18 protein-coding genes are annotated in these 18,609 nt (G+C 68.6%); 11 read left to right on the top strand and 7 right to left on the bottom strand.

Going from position 1 to position 18,609, the window contains the following annotated elements:
• Positions 1–129: 129 nt before the first annotated feature.
• A complete protein-coding gene (gene panB / locus AB0I77_RS12835; RefSeq protein WP_363282513.1) occupies positions 130–1,008 on the bottom strand; it encodes a 3-methyl-2-oxobutanoate hydroxymethyltransferase in 879 nt (292 codons plus the stop codon).
• 220 nt (positions 1,009–1,228) lie between these two features.
• Here panB and AB0I77_RS12830 point away from each other — a divergent pair, with 220 nt between their 5' ends.
• From AB0I77_RS12830 to AB0I77_RS12805, 6 genes are all read left to right on the top strand, one after another.
• Positions 1,229–2,827, top strand: a complete 1,599-nt coding sequence (locus AB0I77_RS12830; RefSeq protein ID WP_363282512.1) for an MFS transporter — start codon at positions 1,229–1,231, stop codon at positions 2,825–2,827.
• Between the two features lie 77 nt (positions 2,828–2,904).
• Positions 2,905–3,570: a TetR/AcrR family transcriptional regulator gene (locus tag AB0I77_RS12825; RefSeq protein ID WP_363282511.1), complete on the top strand. Its 666-nt coding sequence runs from the start codon at positions 2,905–2,907 to the stop codon at positions 3,568–3,570.
• A gap of 205 nt (positions 3,571–3,775) precedes the next feature.
• A complete protein-coding gene (locus AB0I77_RS12820; RefSeq protein ID WP_363282510.1) occupies positions 3,776–4,834 on the top strand; it encodes an endonuclease/exonuclease/phosphatase family protein in 1,059 nt (352 codons plus the stop codon).
• 117 nt (positions 4,835–4,951) lie between these two features.
• Positions 4,952–6,172, top strand: coding sequence for an MFS transporter (locus AB0I77_RS12815; protein WP_363282509.1), 1,221 nt, complete (start codon positions 4,952–4,954; stop codon positions 6,170–6,172).
• 191 nt (positions 6,173–6,363) lie between these two features.
• Complete coding sequence (locus AB0I77_RS12810; protein WP_363282508.1) at positions 6,364–6,810, top strand: hypothetical protein; 447 nt, start codon at positions 6,364–6,366, stop codon at positions 6,808–6,810.
• Positions 6,811–6,827: 17 nt separating this feature from the next.
• Positions 6,828–7,400, top strand: coding sequence for a hypothetical protein (locus AB0I77_RS12805; protein ID WP_363282507.1), 573 nt, complete (start codon positions 6,828–6,830; stop codon positions 7,398–7,400).
• Here AB0I77_RS12805 and AB0I77_RS12800 read toward each other — a convergent pair.
• Positions 7,348–7,572, bottom strand: coding sequence for a helix-turn-helix domain-containing protein (locus AB0I77_RS12800; protein ID WP_363282506.1), 225 nt, complete (start codon positions 7,570–7,572; stop codon positions 7,348–7,350). The genes AB0I77_RS12805 and AB0I77_RS12800 overlap by 53 nt on opposite strands.
• A 442-nt stretch (positions 7,573–8,014) precedes the next feature.
• Between AB0I77_RS12800 and AB0I77_RS12795 the strand changes: the two genes are divergently transcribed.
• The gene (locus tag AB0I77_RS12795) at positions 8,015–8,347 is read left to right on the top strand and encodes a hypothetical protein (protein ID WP_363282505.1); all 333 of its coding nucleotides are present in this window, start codon (positions 8,015–8,017) and stop codon (positions 8,345–8,347) included.
• On the opposite strand, the gene tnpA is transcribed toward AB0I77_RS12795, so the two are convergent.
• Positions 8,310–8,738: an IS200/IS605 family transposase gene (gene tnpA / locus AB0I77_RS12790; protein ID WP_363282504.1), complete on the bottom strand. Its 429-nt coding sequence runs from the start codon at positions 8,736–8,738 to the stop codon at positions 8,310–8,312. The two genes, AB0I77_RS12795 and tnpA, sit on opposite strands and share 38 nt — an antisense overlap.
• Positions 8,739–8,821: 83 nt before the next feature.
• Here tnpA and AB0I77_RS12785 point away from each other — a divergent pair, with 83 nt between their 5' ends.
• Complete coding sequence (locus AB0I77_RS12785) at positions 8,822–10,084, top strand: transposase (protein WP_363282725.1); 1,263 nt, start codon at positions 8,822–8,824, stop codon at positions 10,082–10,084.
• Positions 10,085–10,309: 225 nt separating this feature from the next.
• Positions 10,310–11,278: an aminoglycoside phosphotransferase family protein gene (locus AB0I77_RS12780; RefSeq protein WP_363282503.1), complete on the top strand. Its 969-nt coding sequence runs from the start codon at positions 10,310–10,312 to the stop codon at positions 11,276–11,278.
• On the opposite strand, the gene AB0I77_RS12775 is transcribed toward AB0I77_RS12780, so the two are convergent.
• From AB0I77_RS12775 to AB0I77_RS12760, 4 genes are all read right to left on the bottom strand, one after another.
• Positions 11,250–13,004, bottom strand: coding sequence for an NAD+ synthase (locus AB0I77_RS12775; protein ID WP_363282502.1), 1,755 nt, complete (start codon positions 13,002–13,004; stop codon positions 11,250–11,252). The two genes, AB0I77_RS12780 and AB0I77_RS12775, sit on opposite strands and share 29 nt — an antisense overlap.
• 95 nt (positions 13,005–13,099) lie before the next feature.
• Complete coding sequence (locus AB0I77_RS12770) at positions 13,100–15,040, bottom strand: S53 family peptidase (RefSeq protein WP_363282501.1); 1,941 nt, start codon at positions 15,038–15,040, stop codon at positions 13,100–13,102.
• A gap of 137 nt (positions 15,041–15,177) precedes the next feature.
• Positions 15,178–15,780 (bottom strand): DUF305 domain-containing protein, encoded by a 603-nt coding sequence (locus tag AB0I77_RS12765; RefSeq protein ID WP_363282500.1) that lies wholly within the window; start codon positions 15,778–15,780, stop codon positions 15,178–15,180.
• Positions 15,781–15,791: 11 nt separating this feature from the next.
• Complete coding sequence (locus AB0I77_RS12760; protein ID WP_363282499.1) at positions 15,792–16,454, bottom strand: DUF3105 domain-containing protein; 663 nt, start codon at positions 16,452–16,454, stop codon at positions 15,792–15,794.
• A 331-nt stretch (positions 16,455–16,785) separates the two neighbouring features.
• Between AB0I77_RS12760 and AB0I77_RS12755 the strand changes: the two genes are divergently transcribed.
• Complete coding sequence (locus tag AB0I77_RS12755; protein ID WP_030039217.1) at positions 16,786–18,147, top strand: glutamine synthetase family protein; 1,362 nt, start codon at positions 16,786–16,788, stop codon at positions 18,145–18,147.
• A 194-nt stretch (positions 18,148–18,341) separates the two neighbouring features.
• A complete protein-coding gene (locus tag AB0I77_RS12750) occupies positions 18,342–18,584 on the top strand; it encodes a hypothetical protein (RefSeq protein ID WP_363282498.1) in 243 nt (80 codons plus the stop codon).
• Positions 18,585–18,609 lie beyond the last annotated feature (25 nt).

Here is an 18,609-nt window from a genome sequence, read left to right as displayed (position 1 = left end):
ACCACCTCCGCGAGAGCGGCGCCGGTTTAGGCGCAAAAAGGGGGACAGCCCCGCCGACGGGGGAAGATCGGCGGGGCTGCCATGGTGCCGCAATGGCTCAGTGGACGAGCGGCTCAATGGACGAGCGGCTCAGTGGACGGAGTGCTCCTCAAGAGGGAACGTTCCGCCGACGACATCCTCCGCAAACGCCTTCGCCGCGTTCCCCATGACGTCACGCAGATTGGCGTACTGCTTCACGAACTTCGGCACCCGCCCGCCCGTCAGACCCAGCATGTCGGTCCACACCAGCACCTGCGCGTCCGTCTCCGGGCCGGCCCCGATCCCCACCGTCGGAATGTGCAGCACCCGCGTCACCTCCGCCGCCAGCTCCGCCGGAACCAGCTCCAGGACCACCGCGAACGCGCCCGCGTCCTGCACGGCCTTCGCGTCCCGCAGCAGCTGCTGGGCCGCCTCCTCGCCGCGCCCCTGGACGCGGTAACCCATGGCGTTCACGGACTGCGGGGTGAGGCCGATGTGGGCCATCACCGGGATGCCGGACTCCACCAGCAGCTCGATCTGCCGGTGCGAGCGCTCGCCGCCCTCCAGCTTGACGGCGCCGACCCCGGCCTCCTTCACCAGCCGGGTCGCCGAGCGCAGCGCCTGCACCGGACCCTCCTGGTAGGAGCCGAAGGGCAGGTCGCCGACGATCAGCGCGCGCTGTGTGCCCCGTACGACCGCGGCCGACAGCATGGTCATCTCGTCGAGGGTGACGGGCACGGTGGTCTCGTACCCGAGGTGGCAGTTGCCCGCCGAGTCCCCGACGAGCATGACCGGGATCCCGGCCTCGTCGAAGACGGACGCGGTCATCGCGTCGTAGGCGGTGAGCATGGGCCACTTCTCGCCGCGCTCCTTGGCGGCGGCGATGTCGCGAACGGTGATACGGCGCGTGCCCTTGCCCCCGTACAGCGTCTTGCCGCTGCCGTCGGAGGGCCTGTTCTGCACAGTCTGGGCAGCCGAGAGCTGCGTCATTGCAACGGCTCCTTCAGTCATCTCGAGGCGCCCTTACGGCGTCCCCGGATCACCTCCATGGTGGCACCTCGTGTCAGACAGGGCTAGGGGAGGTCGCTGTGATCGATCAGGCAGGTCCGTCAGGCAGGTCCGTCAGGCAGGGCGGGCGGACAGGTAAGCGCTCGGTAAAAGAGTTACGATACGGCACGGTCTCGTATCGTAAATAGTTAGGCTCGATGTCATGACTACTCCTGCCGAGCGTGCCCTCCGCGGCCCTCGCATACCCGAAGCGGTGCACCGGCGCCGCTGGGCGATCCTCGGTGTCCTGATGCTGAGCCTGCTGATCGTGGTGCTGGACAACTCGATCCTCAACGTCGCCATCAAGACGATCTCGACCCCCGCCCCGACCGGCCTGGGCGCCACCCAGGGCGAGCTGGAGTGGGCGATCAACGCCTACACGCTCGTCTTCGCCGGACTGCTGTTCACCGCCGGCCTCCTCGGCGACCGGCTCGGCCGCAAGAAGATCCTGCTCGGCGGTCTCGCCGTGTTCGGTATCGGCTCGGCGCTGGCCGCGGAGTCCGGCTCGCCGGTCCAGCTCATCGTCTTCCGCGCCCTGATGGGCTTCGGGGCCGCCTTCGTGATGCCCGCGACGCTGGCCGTCCTGATGAACGTCTTCGAGCGCGACGAGCAGCCCAAGGCGATCGGCATCTGGGCCGGCGGTGTCGGCCTCGCCATCGCGATCGGCCCGATCACCGGCGGCGTCCTGCTCGCCCACTTCTGGTGGGGCTCGGTCTTCCTGATCAACGTGCCGATCGTGCTGCTCGCGCTCGCGCTGATGATCTGGCTGGTGCCCGACTCCCGTGACCCGAACCCCGGCCGCCTCGACCCGATCGGCGTCGTCCTCTCGGTCGTCGGGCTCGTCCTGCTCGTCTACGGCATCATCAAGGGCGGCCAGCTCGCCGACTTCACCGATCCGGTGGTCCTCGCGACCATCGCCGCCGGTGTCGCCGTACTCGTCGGCTTCGTGCTGTTCGAGAAGCGCAGCGACCACCCGTCCATCGACGTCACGTACTTCAAGAACAAGGTCTTCTCGGCCGCCATGTCCGCCGTCGCGCTCGTCTTCTTCGCGCTGATGGGTGTGACCTTCTTCTCCGTCTTCTACACGCAGAGCGTGCGGGGCTACTCGCCGCTGCAGACCGGCCTGCTGATGCTGCCGCTCGCCGCGGCCCAGCTCGTCTTCGCGCCGCGCGCCCGGCTCGTCGTCGACCGGTTCGGCAACAAGGTCACCTGTACGGCGGGGCTGCTGGTCATCGCCGCGATGCTGGCCGCGTTCGCCACGCTGGAGGCGGACACGCCGATCTGGATCCTTGAGGTGATCTTCTTCCTCATGGGCGCCGGCATGGCGCACATCGCGACCCCGACCAGCGTGGTCATCATGCAGGCCCTGCCGCGCGAGAAGGCGGGCTCCGCGTCCGCGCTCAGCAACACCTTCCGCCAGGTCGGCGGCGCCCTCGGCATCGCGGTCCTCGGCTCCGTGCTCTCCGCGGCCTACCGCGGCGGCATCGAGGACAAGCTCTCCCAGGTCCCGGCCGGCCTGCGCCACACCGCGGGCGAGTCCATCGAGGCCACCCTCGGCGTCGCCGCCAGGCTCGGCCCCCAGGGCAAGGCCCTGGTCACCCCCGCCAACGACGCCTTCCTGCACGCCATGCACGTCACCGCCCTGTGCGGCGCGGGCGTCGCGCTGATCGGCGCGGTCGTGGTCGCCCTGTACCTGCCGGGGAAGGCGTCGGCGCCTCAGCAGGGCAAGGGGGAACAGGAGTTGGTGGCGGCGGCGGAGTAACGTCCGTGCCGGTGACGCCGCACACGTCGTACCAGGGGGAATCACTCAAGGCCACAGAAGAGAAGGGACCCAGCGACGTGAACAGCCTCGCCGACAGCCGACCCGGGCAGGAGGGCCCCGCACGGGGCCGCCCCCGCAGCGAGGCCGTGGAACGTGCCGTCCTCGAAGGGGTGATGAAGCTCCTGGAGGAGGGCGTGCCGCTCGCGGAGCTCTCCATCGAGCGCATCGCCCGCACCGCGGGCGTGGGCAAGGCGACCATCTACCGCCGCTGGAGCGGCAAGGAAGAGCTCTTCGTCGACGTCGTGCGCACGGCCGAGCCGCCGGAGCCCGAACTCCCCGGCACGTCCATGCGTGACGACCTCGTGGTCCTGCTGGAACAGCTGCGCCGGCGCGGACTGATGACCCGGTCCTCCGCGCTCCTGCACAACGTCTTCGCCCAGATGAAGAGCAGCCCGAAGATATGGAGCGCGTACCACGCGACCGTCATCGAGCCACGCCGCCGGCTCCAGATCGAGGTCCTGCGCCGCGGGCAGCAGAGCGGCGAACTCCGCGAAGACGTCGACGTCGAGCTGATGAACGACATGTTCGCCGCCCCCATGCTCTTCCGTACGGTCATGCGCCCGGACGCCGATCTCCCCGACGACCTCGCCTCGCGGATCGTCGACACGGTGCTCGAAGGCCTACGCCCTGTCAGCTCACCGCCCCTCAGCTCACCGCCCGTCAGTTCACCGCCGGTCAGTTGACCGCCGCTCACAGACATCAGCCCCAGTGTGCGCGTTTCGTCACAGAGCGCGCTTACTGTGTCCACGACCGGAACTGGCGGCGCGGACACTTACGTCCTCGTGCCAGTACGGCCGTCGAAAGACGGCGGGGACGGAGCCGATCATCCCCTAGGGTCTTAGGACACGGGGAGATAACGGTGTGCACGGCAGGTAGTGAGGCAACGGTATGGCGCAGGCGTACATGACGGAGACGGACAACGGCGGCTCGGGGCCCGAGCACCGGGGAGCCCGGCTTCGGCGCCTGATGAGCCGGCTGGCGAACCGCCTGTTCGCCGGCTGGCGCGGGGACCCGCGGATCTGGCGCCGGGGCCTCTTCGTCACCGCGATCGCGTTACTGCTCGCCCTGATCATGCTGCTGCACGCGCAGATCCCGAACGCCGTCGGCAACCTCGGCAGCCTCATCGAGACCTTCCTGCCCTGGCTGGGCCTGTTGATCCCGGTCCTGCTGCTGATCGGGCTGCTGCGCAAGTCCGCGACCGCGCTGATCGCCGTCATCCTGCCCTCGGCCGTATGGCTCAACCTCTTCGGCGGGCTGCTCAGCGACAAGGCGGGCAGCGGCGGCGACCTCACCGTGGCCACGCACAACGTCAACGCCGACAACCCGGACCCGTCCGGCACCGCCCGGGACGTGGCCGCGTCCGGCGCGGACGTGGTGGCCCTGGAGGAACTGACCGCGTCGGAGGTGCCGGTGTACGAGAAGGCGCTGACGTCGACGTACAAGTACCACTCGGTGCAGGGCACGGTCGGGCTGTGGAGCAAGTACCCCATGACCGGGGTCAGGGCCGTGGACATCAAGCTCGGCTGGACCCGCGCCATGCGGGCCACGGTGACCACGCCCGCCGGGCAGGTCGCGGTGTACGTCGCCCACCTCCCGTCGGTGCGGGTGAAGCTGGAGGCCGGGTTCACGGCCCGGCAGCGCGACAAGAGCGCCGACGCGCTGGGCGAGGCCATCGACGACGAGAAGCTCCCCAGGAAGATCCTGCTCGGCGACCTGAACGGCACGATGAACGACCGCTCGCTCAACGCCGTCACCGCCCAGATGCGCTCCACTCAGGGCGCGGCGGGCAGCGGCTGGGGATTCAGCTGGCCGGCCTCGTTCCCGATGGCGCGGATCGACCAGATCATGGTGGACGGCGTCGAGCCGGAGAGCTCCTGGACGCTGCCTCAGACCGGGAGCGACCACCTCCCGGTGGCCGCGCGTGTGAAGCTCGACACGTCGTCCTGAGCCGTTGGAATACCCGGGCCGGGAGAGTTTGTTCCGTAACTGAACTTAAGCTGTACTGGACTCAGCTCCCCTTGAAGTCTCCCTTTGAAATCTCCCGTTGAAAGGCACGGCCCCGTCATGCCCCTGGCCCTGCTCGCCCTGGCCGTCGGCGCTTTTGGAATCGGCACCACCGAGTTCGTCATGATGGGGCTGCTGCCCGACGTCGCCGGCGACCTGCACCTCTCGATCCCCACCGCCGGACACCTGGTCTCGGCGTACGCGCTGGGCGTGGTGATCGGCGCACCGCTCCTCGCCGCGGCCACCGCGCGCATGTCCCGCCGCAAGGTCCTCATCGGCCTGATGGCCCTCTTCGTGGCCGGCAACACGCTCTCCGCCTTCGCCCCCGACTACCACTGGCTGCTGGCGGCCCGCTTCCTGAGCGGCCTGCCGCACGGCGCCTTCTTCGGCGTAGGTGCCGTCGTCGCTACGACGATGGCGGCGCCGGAGCGCAAGGCCCGCGCGGTGTCCCTGATGTTCCTCGGCCTGACGGTCGCCAACATCGCGGGCGTGCCCGTCGCCACGCTCATGGGACAGCGCCTGGGCTGGCGCTCGACGTTCCTGGGCGTCAGCGTGATCGGTCTGGTGGCCATCGTGTCCCTGGCGCTGGTGCTGCCCCGCGACCGCACGCACGCCCCCGCCGCCGGTCTGCGCGGCGAGCTCGCGGCCCTCAGGTCGCTCCCGGTCTGGCTGGCCCTCGGTACGACGGTCGCGGGCTTCGGCGCCCTGTTCTCGGCCTACAGCTACATCACGCCGATGCTGACGGACTCCGCCGGGTACGCCGACTCCAGCGTGACGCTGCTGCTGGCGCTGTTCGGCGTGGGTGCGACGGTGGGCAATCTGCTCGGTGGCCGTCTGGCCGACCGCTCGACGCGGCGCACCCTGTTCGGCGGGCTGATCTCGCTGGCGGCGGTCCTGGCCCTCTTCCCGGTCCTGATGGAGACGGCGTGGAGCGCGGCCCTGGCCGTGGTGCTGCTCGGCACAGCGGCGTTCGTCACCAGCTCCCCGCTCCTGCTGATGGTCATGGAGAAGGCGTCCTCGGCTCCCTCTCTGGCGTCCTCCGCCAACCAGGCGGCCTTCAACCTGGCGAACGCGGGGGGTGCGTGGATCGGGGGTCTCGCCCTGGGCGCGGGGTTCGGGGTGACGTCTCCCGCGCCGGCCGGTGCGGTGCTGGCCGTGCTGGGGCTGGCGGTGGCCGGGGCCGCGTACGCGGTTGATCGCCGCCGGACTGTTCCGGGGGCCGGGCGCGAGCGGTTGGTCGCGACGCACATGCCACAAGTCTCGGAGCGGGTGCGCTCGTAGCCACCCGGCGCCGATGCGGGGGTCTGGGGGCTGCGCCCGCCCCCAGACCCCCGGCCCATGCCCACCCACCAGCTTTCGGGAGGGGTCCCGGGGGCGGCTCCGTAGCGTGCGTGAGTGAGCTGTTCACCATCCAGTTCTGCCCGTCTTCGGCGTGAAAGGCGGGCCATCGGCCTGGTTGAGGGGGAAGAACCATGAGCACGACCCGGGAAGATTTCAAGGCCGGAATCTGGGTCATCGGCGCTGTCGCCGCCCTGGTCACGGTCGGCCTGACCCTCACTCTCGCGATCGGTGGCGTCAGCTGGCTGACCGCCCCATTCCGCGGTGAAGTCGACAAGCGCGACCGCACCGAAGGTTCCGGTGCGTTCCGGATCGCCACGTACGAGGAGTTCTTCGGACTCTGCTCCACGGTGCAGTCCAAAGAAGGGACCATCCGGACTCTGGAAGAGGAGAACAAGACGGCCTCCGAGTCCAGGCGGGCTCAGATCAGCACCTCCCTCACCGCCCTGAAGTCGTCGCGGATGGAAGCGGTCAACGAATACAACGCGAAAGCCGCACAGGAGCACCGGAGCGCCTTCAGGGACAAGGACCTGCCGCCGCGGCTGGACGTGAACGACATGAACACCACGTGTGCGCCGTGACGAAGAGGAGAAAGGCCATGAAACTCATCGCCCGCACCGCACTGGCCGTCGCCACCGTTCTGCTGGTCGGCTTCAGCGCCGTCGCCTGCGAAGACGACTCCTCACAGGCGACCGAGACGAAGGCGAAGGAGAAGGGCTACGACAAACTGGTGGCGAACCAGCCGATAGAGGTCCCCGAGTACTCGACGACGCGAGAGACCATCAACAGGTGGATCAAGACCTGGGGAAAGGCCAGCTCGAAGGGCAAACTCAGCTACGTATACCTTCAGAACGCCAAGGGTGAGTACGGCTACTTCGTTCTGAAGGGCCTCCCCGTCTCGTACTGTGCGCTGGGTACACCACCGTCGAAGACGAAATCGAGCAGCAACGGCATGGTCAACGTCCCGCTCCCGGAAATGGACGGCACTTACAGCGACGGGGCCGGGACCTGCAACACCTACTACGGTTTCGACGCCACCACGGGTGCCTACCTGGAGTTCACCCTCGGCATGAACCAGAGCTTCTTCCTCTTCGACCAGCCCGCGACGCTGCCGGAGTTCACCTCCGCGTCCCAGATGGGGCCCAGCTCGATCGAGGACGTGGATCCCTGAGGGTCCGGTAGCGGCCCGGGGTCGTTCCGATGATGTCGGTGAACGCCGCGATGAAGCCGCTGGGGTTGGCCCATCCGCAGGCGTAGGCGGTCCGGGTGGTGTCGTGGCCTTCGGCGAGGAGCACGAGCGCGTGGTGGACGCGTAGTTGCGTGCGCCATTCGTAGAAGGTCATGCCGAGTTCGTCGCGGAACAGCCGGCTGAGGGTGCGGGTGCCGGCTCCGATCGTCTTCCCGAGACTCGAAGGAGGCGAGAGCGCGCGGAGCGGCTGTAGCCCCGGTTAGCGGGAACGATCGACGTGCCGCGTTCGGTGTGAACTGCCAAGACGTCGCTGGCTGCCTAAACCAGGTCTCCCCGTGCGTGCGACTGCACTGCGCTTGTCCGCCCGGTGGCCAGAGGTGGCGCCCGCCGGACGGCCACACATGTGACGTCACACCGGCGATCAGGCGAGGTTGGCGGCGAACAGGCATCAGTTGGCACCTTGGCGGTAGCAAGCCACACCTTGATCTGGTGACACTGTCTCCACGCGGAGTGGTCTTCAGTCGCGCAAAGCGCCCGACCAACCCACATGTCGTCGGGGCAGCGTGCCTCGACGCCGTGGCTTGAAGGGGAGACGCATGGCGACGTTCGTCCTCGTGCCTGGCGGTTGGCACGGCTCCTGGTCGTTCGAGGCGGTGGTTCCGCTGCTGGAGCATGCAGGTCGCGCCCGCGTCACCAGCGCGACGCTGGTCGGCCACAGCTACGGCGGGATGGTGATCGCCGCCGCCGATCGCGCTGACGGCCGGATCGCGCGACTGGTGCATCTCGACGCCTACGTACCGCGCGATGGAGAGTCGTGCTGGTCGTCAACGACCGAGCACTACCGGGAAGCGTTCGCCGCCGGATTTCCCTGCGCCTGCGGGACCGGAACGGTCACACCGGCCGTTGCTGCTGCTCGATGTACTGCTTAACGATCGACAACGGAGCCCCGCCGCAGGACCCTGCGAAGTAGGAGCCGGACCAGAAGTGCCCGCCCCACAGGTACCGGCGGACGTGGCTGTCGTATTCCTTGCGCAAGAGTCGGGCCGAGACGCCCTTGAGGGAGTTGACCAGCTTCGAGAGCTGGACCTTGGGCGGGTAGTGCACCAGCAGATGAACGTGGTCCTCCTCGCCGTTGAACTGCTTCAGCTCGGCCTCGAAGTCCGTGCAGACCTCCCGCATGATCTCCTCGCATCTGGTCAGCATGGCGTCGGTGAAAGCGCGGCGCCGGTATTTGGTGACGAACACCAAGTGGACATGCAGGTTGTGGACAACGTGGCGGCCAGTGCGTACTTCGGGATTTGGATTCCATCGGGGTGACATAAACCAAATGCTATAGTGATCGCGTGAGCAGCCAACTCGTGGGGGAGAAACGGAACTTCGGGCACCGTGCCCGACTGGCGCTGATGCCTGCACAGATCCGGCTCCTGGACGACCAGGCGCACGCGGCCCGCACGATGTGGAACCTCTTGCACGACTGGTGGACGATGCTCCCCAAGGCGAAGCGTTCACTGGCTGCGGCCGACGCCGCGATACGGCAGGCCCGCAAGGACATCGAATGGCTCGGTATGCTCCCCGCGCAGGCTGCGCAAGCGGTGTTGAAGACGTATTTCCAGGCGTGGAAGAACTGCTGGGACGGCCGTGCTGACGAACCGAACTTCAAGTCCCGCATCCGGTCAGTGATGTCCGTGGACATCCCGCAGGGCCGGGACCTGAACATCGTCCGCGTCCACCGCCGCTGGGGCATGGTCAACATCCCCAAGATCGGGCGTGTCCGGTTCCGCTGGACCAGGGATCTGCCGGTGGGCAAGCGCGCCGACAAGGAGAACCGGATCACCGGAGCCCGGTTGGTGAAGGATGCGCTTGGCTGGCACATCGCCTTCCGCGTCCAGGCCATCGAAACCGTTCCCGAGCCTCACCGGGGGCCCGAGGTGGGTATCGACGCCGGGGTGAACCTTCCGCTCGCCCTCTCCGACGGCAACCACCAGGACCACGGACGGCCGCCCCGGCTCCCGGACGGTACGGCCGACCGGGACAAGTGGCTGAACCCGGACGAGAAGGCCAAGCTGCTTCGCATCGAGCAGCGGGCTGCGCACCGCAAGAGCTTCCGCAAGCCCAAGGAACGCCACTCAAACCGGCTGCGCGCCACCTACGACCAGATCAAGCAGCTCCGCGCAAGAGCCACGCGCCGAGCCGTTGACTGGCAGCACAAGACCACCATCGCCATCGCCGCGCGGTATGGCACAGTCGTGGTGGAACAGCTCAACATCACGAACATGGTCAAGTCCGCCAAAGGCACCATGGACCAGCCAGGGAAGAACGTCGCGCAGAAGTCCGGGCTGAACCGCTCCATCAGCCAGGAGGCATGGGGTCGGACGGTCACGATACTGACGTACAAGACCGCCCGCTATGGCGGCACCCTGATCAAGGTCCCCGCGCCCGGAACCTCTCAGCGTTGCTCAGCCTGTGGCTTCACCACGCCTGGCAGCCGGGAGGACCAAGCCACGTTCGTGTGCAAGAACGCGGACTGCGGATTCGAGGCGAACGCCGACTGGAACGCAGCCCGAAACATCTTGCACCTGTACCGGATGGGCCACGCGCTCGTCCCGGCTGCCGGGAGGGCAGTCGCAAGGCGCACTCGCGGCGTCAAGCCCACCACCGCAAGGTAGGTAGGAATCTCCTTCGTCACGAGGGAGAGCACTTCAATGCTCGGGATGGGAAGACCGGACGCCGTTCGCCGAACTCCGCACCCGACTCCAAGCCGATCCCGAGTGGCAGGTCCACGACCTCCCGACGGGCCACGACGCCATGCATGAGGCCCCGGAGGCGGTCGCCGCACTACTGCTTGGCCCGACCTGACCAGAGGGCCGAAGGGGTAGGTACCGTGGCTTCGCATGACCGACTCCGAGATCGAGATCACCGCAGAGCTGGTGCACGACCTTCTCGAGGACCAGCATCCGGACCTCGCGGGGCTGCCCATCCGCGAGGTAGCGGGCGGCTGGGGCAACCAGATGTGGCGCCTTGGGGATGAGTTGGCCGTGCGCATGCCGCGCATGGAAGGTGCCTCGGATCTCCTGCGCAAGGAGTGCCGGTGGCTGCCTGTCCTGGCACCGCGTCTTCCGCTCCCGGTTCCGACGCCGGTGCGGATCGGCGAACCGTCCGCGCGCTTTCCGAGGCCGTGGAGCGTTATGACGTGGGTTCGCGGCGAGCCACTGGACTACACCTCGATCAGTCGCGGCGAGCACGCGGCCGACACTCTGGCGGGCTTCCTCAGGGCGCTCCATGTGGAGGCGCCCGCCGAGGCGCCGGCCAGTTCGGACCGGGGCGGTCACCCCAAGGAGTGCACGGACGGCTTCGAGAAGTTCTTGCAGGCCATTGCCCCCGACGGCCTTGCCGCCGACGTCCGGGCCGTCCGGGCCGTCTGGGACGATGCTGTCGCGGCCCCCGAGTGGGAGGGCCCGCCGGTATGGCTGCACGGTGACCTCCATCCCGCGAATGTCGTCGTCTCGGACGGGACGCTCTCGGGTGTGATCGATTTCGATTCCATGTTCGCCGGCGATCCGGCGTGGGACCTCGCGGCCGCGTGGATGCTGCTTCCTTCGGGCGCTGCCTCACGGTTCTTCGACGGGTACGCGCATGCGGACGAGGCGACGATCCGGCGCGCCCGAGGGCTGGCTGTTCTGAAGAGCCTTTTCCTCATCCTTATGGGCCAGAACGGGGAACGGGGCCTTCCGGGCGGCAAGCCGGCCTGGGGACCCGCAGGCCGGGCGGCGCTCGACCGTGTTCTGACCTGCCGGCCGACCGAGACAGGCGGGTGGGTGGGCGAAAAACCCGCTACACCGACTCCCGCCACCCATTCGTGATCGGCAGCCTCCGGTCCTTCCCGAACCCCTTCGCCGAGATCTTCGTACCCGGCGGATACTGACGCCGCTTGTACTCCGCCGTGTCCACCATCCGCAGCGTCTTGACGACCAGCTCACGGTCGTACCCCGCCGCGACGATCTCGTCGGCGCCCTTGTCCCGGTCGACGTAGAGCTCGAGGATCCCGTCCAGCACCGGATAGTCGGGCAGCGAGTCCGTGTCGACCTGCCCCGGCCGCAGCTCCGCGCTCGGCGGCTTGGTGATCGAGTTCTCCGGGATCGGCGGGGTCTGCCCCCGCTCGGCCGCCGCCCGGTTGCGCCACTGGGCCAACCGGAAGATCCACGTCTTGTACACGTCCTTGATGGGCCCGTACGCGCCCACCGAGTCGCCGTACAGCGTCGAATACCCCACCGCCAGCTCCGACTTGTTGCCGGGCGCGAGCACGATGTGCCCCTCCTGGTTGGAGATCGCCATCAGCATCGTGCCCCGCAGACGGGACTGAAGGTTCTCCTCCGCGAGCCCGCTCAGGCCCAGCGAGCCCATGTACGCGTCGAACATCGGCGCGATCGGCACCGTACGGAAGTTCAGCCCCGTACGTCGCGCCAGTTCCGCCGCGTCCCCCTCCGAGTGCTCCGAGGAGTACTTCGAGGGCATCGCCACGCCGTACACGTTCGCCGCGCCCACCGCGTCGCACGCGATCGCCGCGACCAGCGCCGAGTCGATACCGCCCGACAGGCCGATCAGCACCGACGTGAAGCCGTTCTTGGTGACATACGCCCGCAGGCCCACGACCAGCGCGGAGTAGACCTCCTCGGCGTCGTCCAGACGGTCGGCGTAGCCGCCGGACAGCTCCGGCTCGTACACCGGCAGCGGGTCCTCGGACAGCACCACGCGGTCGATGCGCAGACCGTCGTCCACCACGCCTGTCGGCGCGTTCGCCGACGCCGCCGGCAGGTCCAGGTCCAGGACCACGCACCCCTCCGAGAACTGCGGCGCCCGCGCGATCACCTCGCCGTCCCGGTCGACCACGATCGAGTCGCCGTCGAAGACCAGCTCGTCCTGCCCGCCGATCATGGCGAGGTAGGCGGTGGTGCAGCCCGCCTCCTGGGCCCGCTTGCGGACCAGCTCCAGGCGGGTGTCGTCCTTGTCGCGCTCGTACGGCGACGCGTTGATGGAGAGCAGCAGGCCCGCCTCCGCGGAGCGCGCCGCCGGGACCCGGCCGCCGTCCTGCCAGAGGTCCTCGCAGATGGCGAGGGCCACGTCGATGCCGTGCACCCGCACCACCGGCATGGTGTCGCCGGGCACGAAGTAGCGGAACTCGTCGAAGACGCCGTAGTTCGGCAGGTGGTGCTTGGCGAAGGTGAGCGCCACCTCGCCACGGTGCAGCACCGCCCCCGCGTTCCGCGGTGCGCCGGGCGGCTGGCCGAACTTCGGCTGGGCGGTCTCGGACCGGTCGAGGTAGCCGACGACCACCGGCAGCTCTCCGAAACCCTCCTCGGCGAGCCGGGCGGCCAGGGAACGAAGGGCCGCGCGGGACGCCGCCACGAAGGACGACCTGAGGGCCAGGTCCTCGACGGGATACCCGGTCAGCACCATCTCCGGGAACGCCACGAGATGCGCTCCCTGTTCGGCGGAGTGCCGGGTCCAGCGGAGGATCGTCTCGGTGTTCTCGACGAGGTCACCGACGCGCGAGTCGATCTGGTTCAGGGCGAGACGTAGTTGAGGCACGGGCCCAGTGTAATCGTCAGAGCGACGCGATGGGGTGGCGTGGGGTGTGGGGCACCCCACGCCACCCCGATCCGTTACTTCCCGTACTTGCCGGGTCAGCGACGGCTGTACGACTCGACGTAGCCGCCCGCGGGCGTACCCACGCCGGTGACGTCGTCGTAGCCCTTCACTGCCTTCAGCGAGCTGTCCGCGCCGAGGGTGCGGACGGAGGTGAGCAGACCCTCAGAGGCGTCGAAGCTGTTCGCGTAGTCGACGCGGGCCACCGCCAGGCCGGAGCCCGTGGGGTTGTCCGTGACGTCGTGGTACACCTTCGAGCCGTACTTGGCGTAGATCGACGGGTTGGCGAAACCGATCGCCTTGCCGCCGCGCGCCTGCTGGGCCAGGGCCTGGACGGCCGCGATCACCGGCGAGGCCAGCGAGGTGCCGCCGAGGCGGTACTCGCTGTACTGCTGGGACCCGTCCGGGAAGGTCTGCGTCTGGCCGACCTTGAAGCCGGTGTTCGGGTCGGCGATCGCCGAGATGTCCGGGACGACGCGGTTGCCGGCCGTGCTGTTGGCCTGCGCCAGCGCGTTCGGGACGACGCCCTTCTGGTAGGAGGGCTCGGCGACCGTCTTGCTGGTGCCGCCGCCCGCGCCCGAGGTGAACGGGCCCGGGAAGTCCGTCCAGCTCGTGCCGTCGCTCGACAGCATGGCCTTCTCGGTGCCCCAGCCGGTCTCCCACAGGTACGTGTCGCCCTTGCCGACGGCCAGCGAGGTGCCGCCGACCGCCGTCACCCACGCCGAGTTGGCCGGGGTGTCGACCTGCTTGGTACCGGTGTTGGCGACCTCGTCGCCGTTGTCGCCGGAGGAGAAGTAGAAGCCGATGCCCTCGACCGCGCCCATCTGGAAGACCTGGTCGTAGGCGGCGGCGAGATCCGGCGTCTGGTTGGCCTCGATGTCGCCCCACGAGTTGGAGACGATGTCGGCCAGGTGGTTGTCGACGACCTTGCCGAGCGCGTCGAGCAGGTCGTCGTCGTGGCAGGAGGCGCTGCCCACGTAGGTGATGTCCGCGGCGGGTGCGACCGCGTGCACGGCCTCCACGTCGAGGGTCTCCTCGCCGTACCAGCCGGCGGCGTCGCAGCTCTTGGTGTGGTGGTAGTTCTTGGGCAGGACCTGGCGCAGCTGGCCACTGGTGTAGGCCGCGTCGCCGTGCTTCTTCGCGTAGGTGGCCGCGTCGTTGGCGATGGTCGGAGAGGCGTACGCGTCGGTGATGGCGACCCGCACCCCCTTGCCCGTGTACGAGCCCGCCCCGTAGGCGGCGCGCAACTGCTTGCCCGTGTAGCCCTCGACGGCGTACGGGATCTTCCCGCCGTACGCCTCCGGCAGCGTGCTCGCGGTGTTCGAGCCGTAGTACGAGGAGAACGGCCCGGCGTTCTTGAACACGGCGTCCGGACCCGGCAGTTGGTCCTCGTGGCTCGACTGGTGCGGCGCGTTGTCCAGGCCGGTGACGGTCAGGACGGCGCCGTTGAGGCTGTCCGGCGCGGAGGCCGTCTTCGACGGCGCGCGGTAGATCTTGGAGCCCTTGGCGTAGTTGTGCAGCTGCGTACCGAAGGCCCGCTCGGCGGCCGACACGTCACCGGAGACGGAGACGTAGTGCTGCGTCACACCGGTGACCTTCAGGCCCGCCGAAGTCAGCCAGGACCTCACCGCGGAGACCTGCGCCCCGGTCGCGCCGAAGCGTGCCCGCGTCTGCGAGGCGCTCAGGTACTTGCCGTACGTGGCCGAAGACGGGTCGGACACGGCCTTCGCGTACGCGGCGAGGCCGGCGGCGTCCCGCCCGGCGAGGTAGACGCGGGCGGAGACCTGGGAGCCGTCCGAAGTGGCGCCCTTGTCGGCCTTGGCGGTGGCCCAGGAGGGCCTGGTGCCCGCGAGTGCGGCCCGGCCCGGGTTGTCCGCGGCGTGGGCCGCGGGTATGCCGAGCGCGAGCGCGCCGACGAGCATGGGCAGTGTCGCTGCCATGCTCATCCCGGCGCGCATCTTGGCGCGGTTGGATCTCATAGAACCCCCTGTGCGGTTCGTCACGAGTGGATCACTCGACAGGGGTCACTCTTGCGACGAACCGTTCACGCCAGGGGAATGCGCAGACCAAGAAGAGCTCAAGGAACGGACAGACAGGGTTATTTGAGAAGTACGTCCTAGGGACGGGGCGCTGCGCCACGCTCCTTGAGCATGCCCGCCATCAGGTCGATCTCCGCCTGCTGCCCCTCGGCCATGCCCTGCGCGAGCCGCTGCTCCACGCCGACCGCGCACTTGTCCGCACAGGCCTCGGCCATGTGGATGCCGCCCTTGTGATGGTCCGTCATCAGCTGGAGATAGAAGACCTCGGCCTGCTTGCCGCGCAGCGTGTCCAGTTTCTTCAGCTCGCTGTTGGTCGCCATGCCGGGCATCAGCGCGCCGTCCTTGCCGGAGGCCATGTCGCCCATGCCCATCCAGGTCATCGGCGGATCCGCGGACACCTTCGGCAGGCTCCACAGGTCGAGCCAGCCCAGCAGCATGCCGCGCTGACTGGCCTGCGTCTGCGCGATGTCGTACGCCAGCCGCCGCACCTCCACGTCGTCGGTGCGGTCGCGCACGATGTACGACATCTCGACGGCCTGCTGGTGGTGCACCGCCATGTCGCGCGCGAAGCCGGCGTCCGCGGAGTCGGCGGCCGGGATGTCACTGGAGCCGCCGTCCTCGGCGACGGCATAGCTGATCGCGCCGGCCGCGACGAGGACACCCGCCACGGCGACGGCCAAGGAGGCGGCCCTCACTTCGAGAGACCGCCCGTGCACGCGGCGCCCGGCTCCGGCGTCTGCTTGCCCTGCACGAACTTCTCGAAGAACGCGTCGACGTTCGGGTCGTCGGCACCCGTCACCGTGCGCTGGCTCCCCCAGGCGGAGAGCATGATCGGAGAGGCCTGCTTGTCGTCGGGGCTCATCAGCGTGTACGGCGTCTTCTTCACCTTCGCCGCCAGCGCGTCCACGTCCGCCTTCGGGGCCTTGCTGGTGTACGTCACCCACACCGCGCCGTGCTCCAGCGAGTGCACGGCGTTCACGTTCTTGATCTCATTGGGGTAGACGTCGCCGTTGCAGTTCATCCAGACCTGGTTGTGGTCGCCGCCGACCGGAGGCTCCATGGGGTACTTCACGTCCTTGGTGACGTGGGTCTGGCTCAGCTTCTCGCTCCAGGTCTTCACGCCGTCCTTGCCGGTGACGAAGTGCCCCGAGGTCTTCGAGCCGGCCGCGGTGCTGTCGTCGTCGGACTGCGTGTTGACCAGGACGACGGCACCGACGACGAGACCGACGACGACCACCGCGCTGGCCGCGATGGTGAGAATCCGGTTGCGCCGCTCGCGGGCCTGCTCGGCGCGCCGCATCTCCTCTATTCGCGCCTTGCGTGCCGCGCTGCTGCTCTTCTTGGCGGAGCCCATCAGATGTGTCCTTCTGGGGAAAGGGGCCGGTCGGGTCCGCTGATGGTAATGGGGAGGGAAAGTGCTCTTGTAGGGAGGGCGCCAGAAATGGCCGAACAGCGGGGTCCCGCGACGGCTGGGCGTCTCGGCATTACAGATGTCGGTGCGAGCAGGCAAGATGGGCACAGAGCGGTACACCTGCCGTACCTGAGGCGTTCACACCGAGGTCAGCGCGACGATCAAGGTGCGCAACGCGCATGAAATGGTGTTGTGGTGGGATGCTCAGGTGCCCGACCGCCTCCCGTGGTGCGGGAGACAGGCGGCCTGACCAGCAAGGATGGGGAAGCGGAAGATGGACAAGCAGCAGGAGTTCGTGCTCCGGACGTTGGAGGAGCGTGACATCCGGTTCGTACGGCTGTGGTTCACGGACGTGCTGGGCTTCCTCAAGTCCGTCGCCGTGGCCCCGGCCGAGCTCGAGCAGGCCTTCGACGAGGGCATCGGCTTCGACGGCTCCGCGATCGAGGGCTTCGCCCGCGTATACGAATCGGACATGATCGCCAAGCCTGACCCGTCGACCTTCCAGGTCCTGCCCTGGCGCGCGGAGGCCCCCGGCACCGCCCGCATGTTCTGCGACATCCTCATGCCGGACGGCTCCCCGTCCTTCGCCGACCCGCGCTATGTGCTGAAGCGTGCCCTGGCCCGCACCTCCGACCTGGGCTTCACCTTCTACACCCACCCGGAGATCGAGTTCTTCCTGCTGAAGGACAAGCCGCTGGACGGCTCCCGGCCCACCCCGGCCGACAACTCCGGCTACTTCGACCACACCCCGCAGAACATCGGCATGGACTTCCGCCGCCAGGCGATCACCATGCTGGAGTCGATGGGCATCTCGGTCGAGTTCTCCCACCACGAGGGCGCCCCGGGCCAGCAGGAGATCGACCTGCGCTACGCGGACGCGCTCTCGACGGCGGACAACATCATGACGTTCCGCCTGGTCATGAAGCAGGTGGCGCTGGAGCAGGGCGTCCAGGCGACCTTCATGCCGAAGCCGTTCTCCGAGCACCCCGGCAGCGGGATGCACACGCACCTGTCCCTCTTCGAGGGCGACCGCAACGCCTTCTACGAGTCGGGCGCGGAGTACCAGCTCTCCAAGGTCGGCCGCTCCTTCATCGCGGGCCTGCTCAAGCACGCGGCGGAGATCGCGGCGGTCACCAACCAGTGGGTGAACTCGTACAAGCGCATCTGGGGCGGCTCGGAGCGCACGGCGGGCGCCGGCGGCGAGGCCCCCTCGTACATCTGCTGGGGCCACAACAACCGCTCGGCCCTGGTCCGCGTCCCGATGTACAAGCCCGGCAAGACCGGCTCGGCCCGCATCGAGGTCCGCTCGATCGACTCGGGCGCCAACCCGTACCTGGCGTACGCGATGCTCCTGGCGGCCGGCCTCAAGGGCGTCGAGGAGGGCTACGAGCTTCCGCCGGGCGCCGAGGACGACGTCTGGGCCCTCTCCGACGCCGAGCGCCGCGCGATGGGCATCGAGCCGCTGCCCCAGAACCTGGGTGAGGCCTTGACGCTCATGGAGCGCAGCGACCTGGTCGCCGAGACACTCGGCGAGCACGTCTTCGACTTCTTCCTGCGCAACAAGCGCCAGGAGTGGGAGGAGTACCGCTCGGAGGTCACCGCGTTCGAGCTGCGGAAGAACCTGCCGGTGCTGTAAGCGGCGGACGTCCGGACCGGCGGCAGTGAGCCGCCGGTCCGTTTCGTTTTCAATCGCCTACCTTCAGGTAACTTTGGCCAGGAATGCATATGTTGTTGACATATGCGATACGGGCGAGAAGCGTGGGAATGGAGACGCGACAGTCCGGAAACGCTCTGCCGCACAGCCGAAACGACCACGGGAGGCTGAGCGGAATGACCAGCAGGCTGATGGTGAGGCGGGTCGCGACGGCGCTCGGCGCCGGTGCCGCCGTCTTCGCGCTGGGCCTGGGCGGCGCGGGTATAGCCGACGCCAAGATCCAGCCGGTCGACACCCAGTGCACCAACAACGGAGGTAACCAGCCTGGAGGCCAGCAGCCCAGTTGCACGGGCGGCGGGCTCACCCAGGAGAGCGAGAACCAGAACCCCGCGGGCCACGCCCCGCCAGGACACAACTGACCTGCCCTCCGATCGCCGACGCGAA

Origin of the sequence: Streptomyces sp. NPDC050619 (genome assembly GCF_040654815.1) — a bacterium.
In the GTDB taxonomy this organism is placed as follows: Bacteria; Actinomycetota; Actinomycetes; order Streptomycetales; family Streptomycetaceae; genus Streptomyces.
The sequence above is the reverse complement of the archived record's forward strand: the minus strand, read 5'-3'. Positions and strand labels throughout refer to the sequence as shown.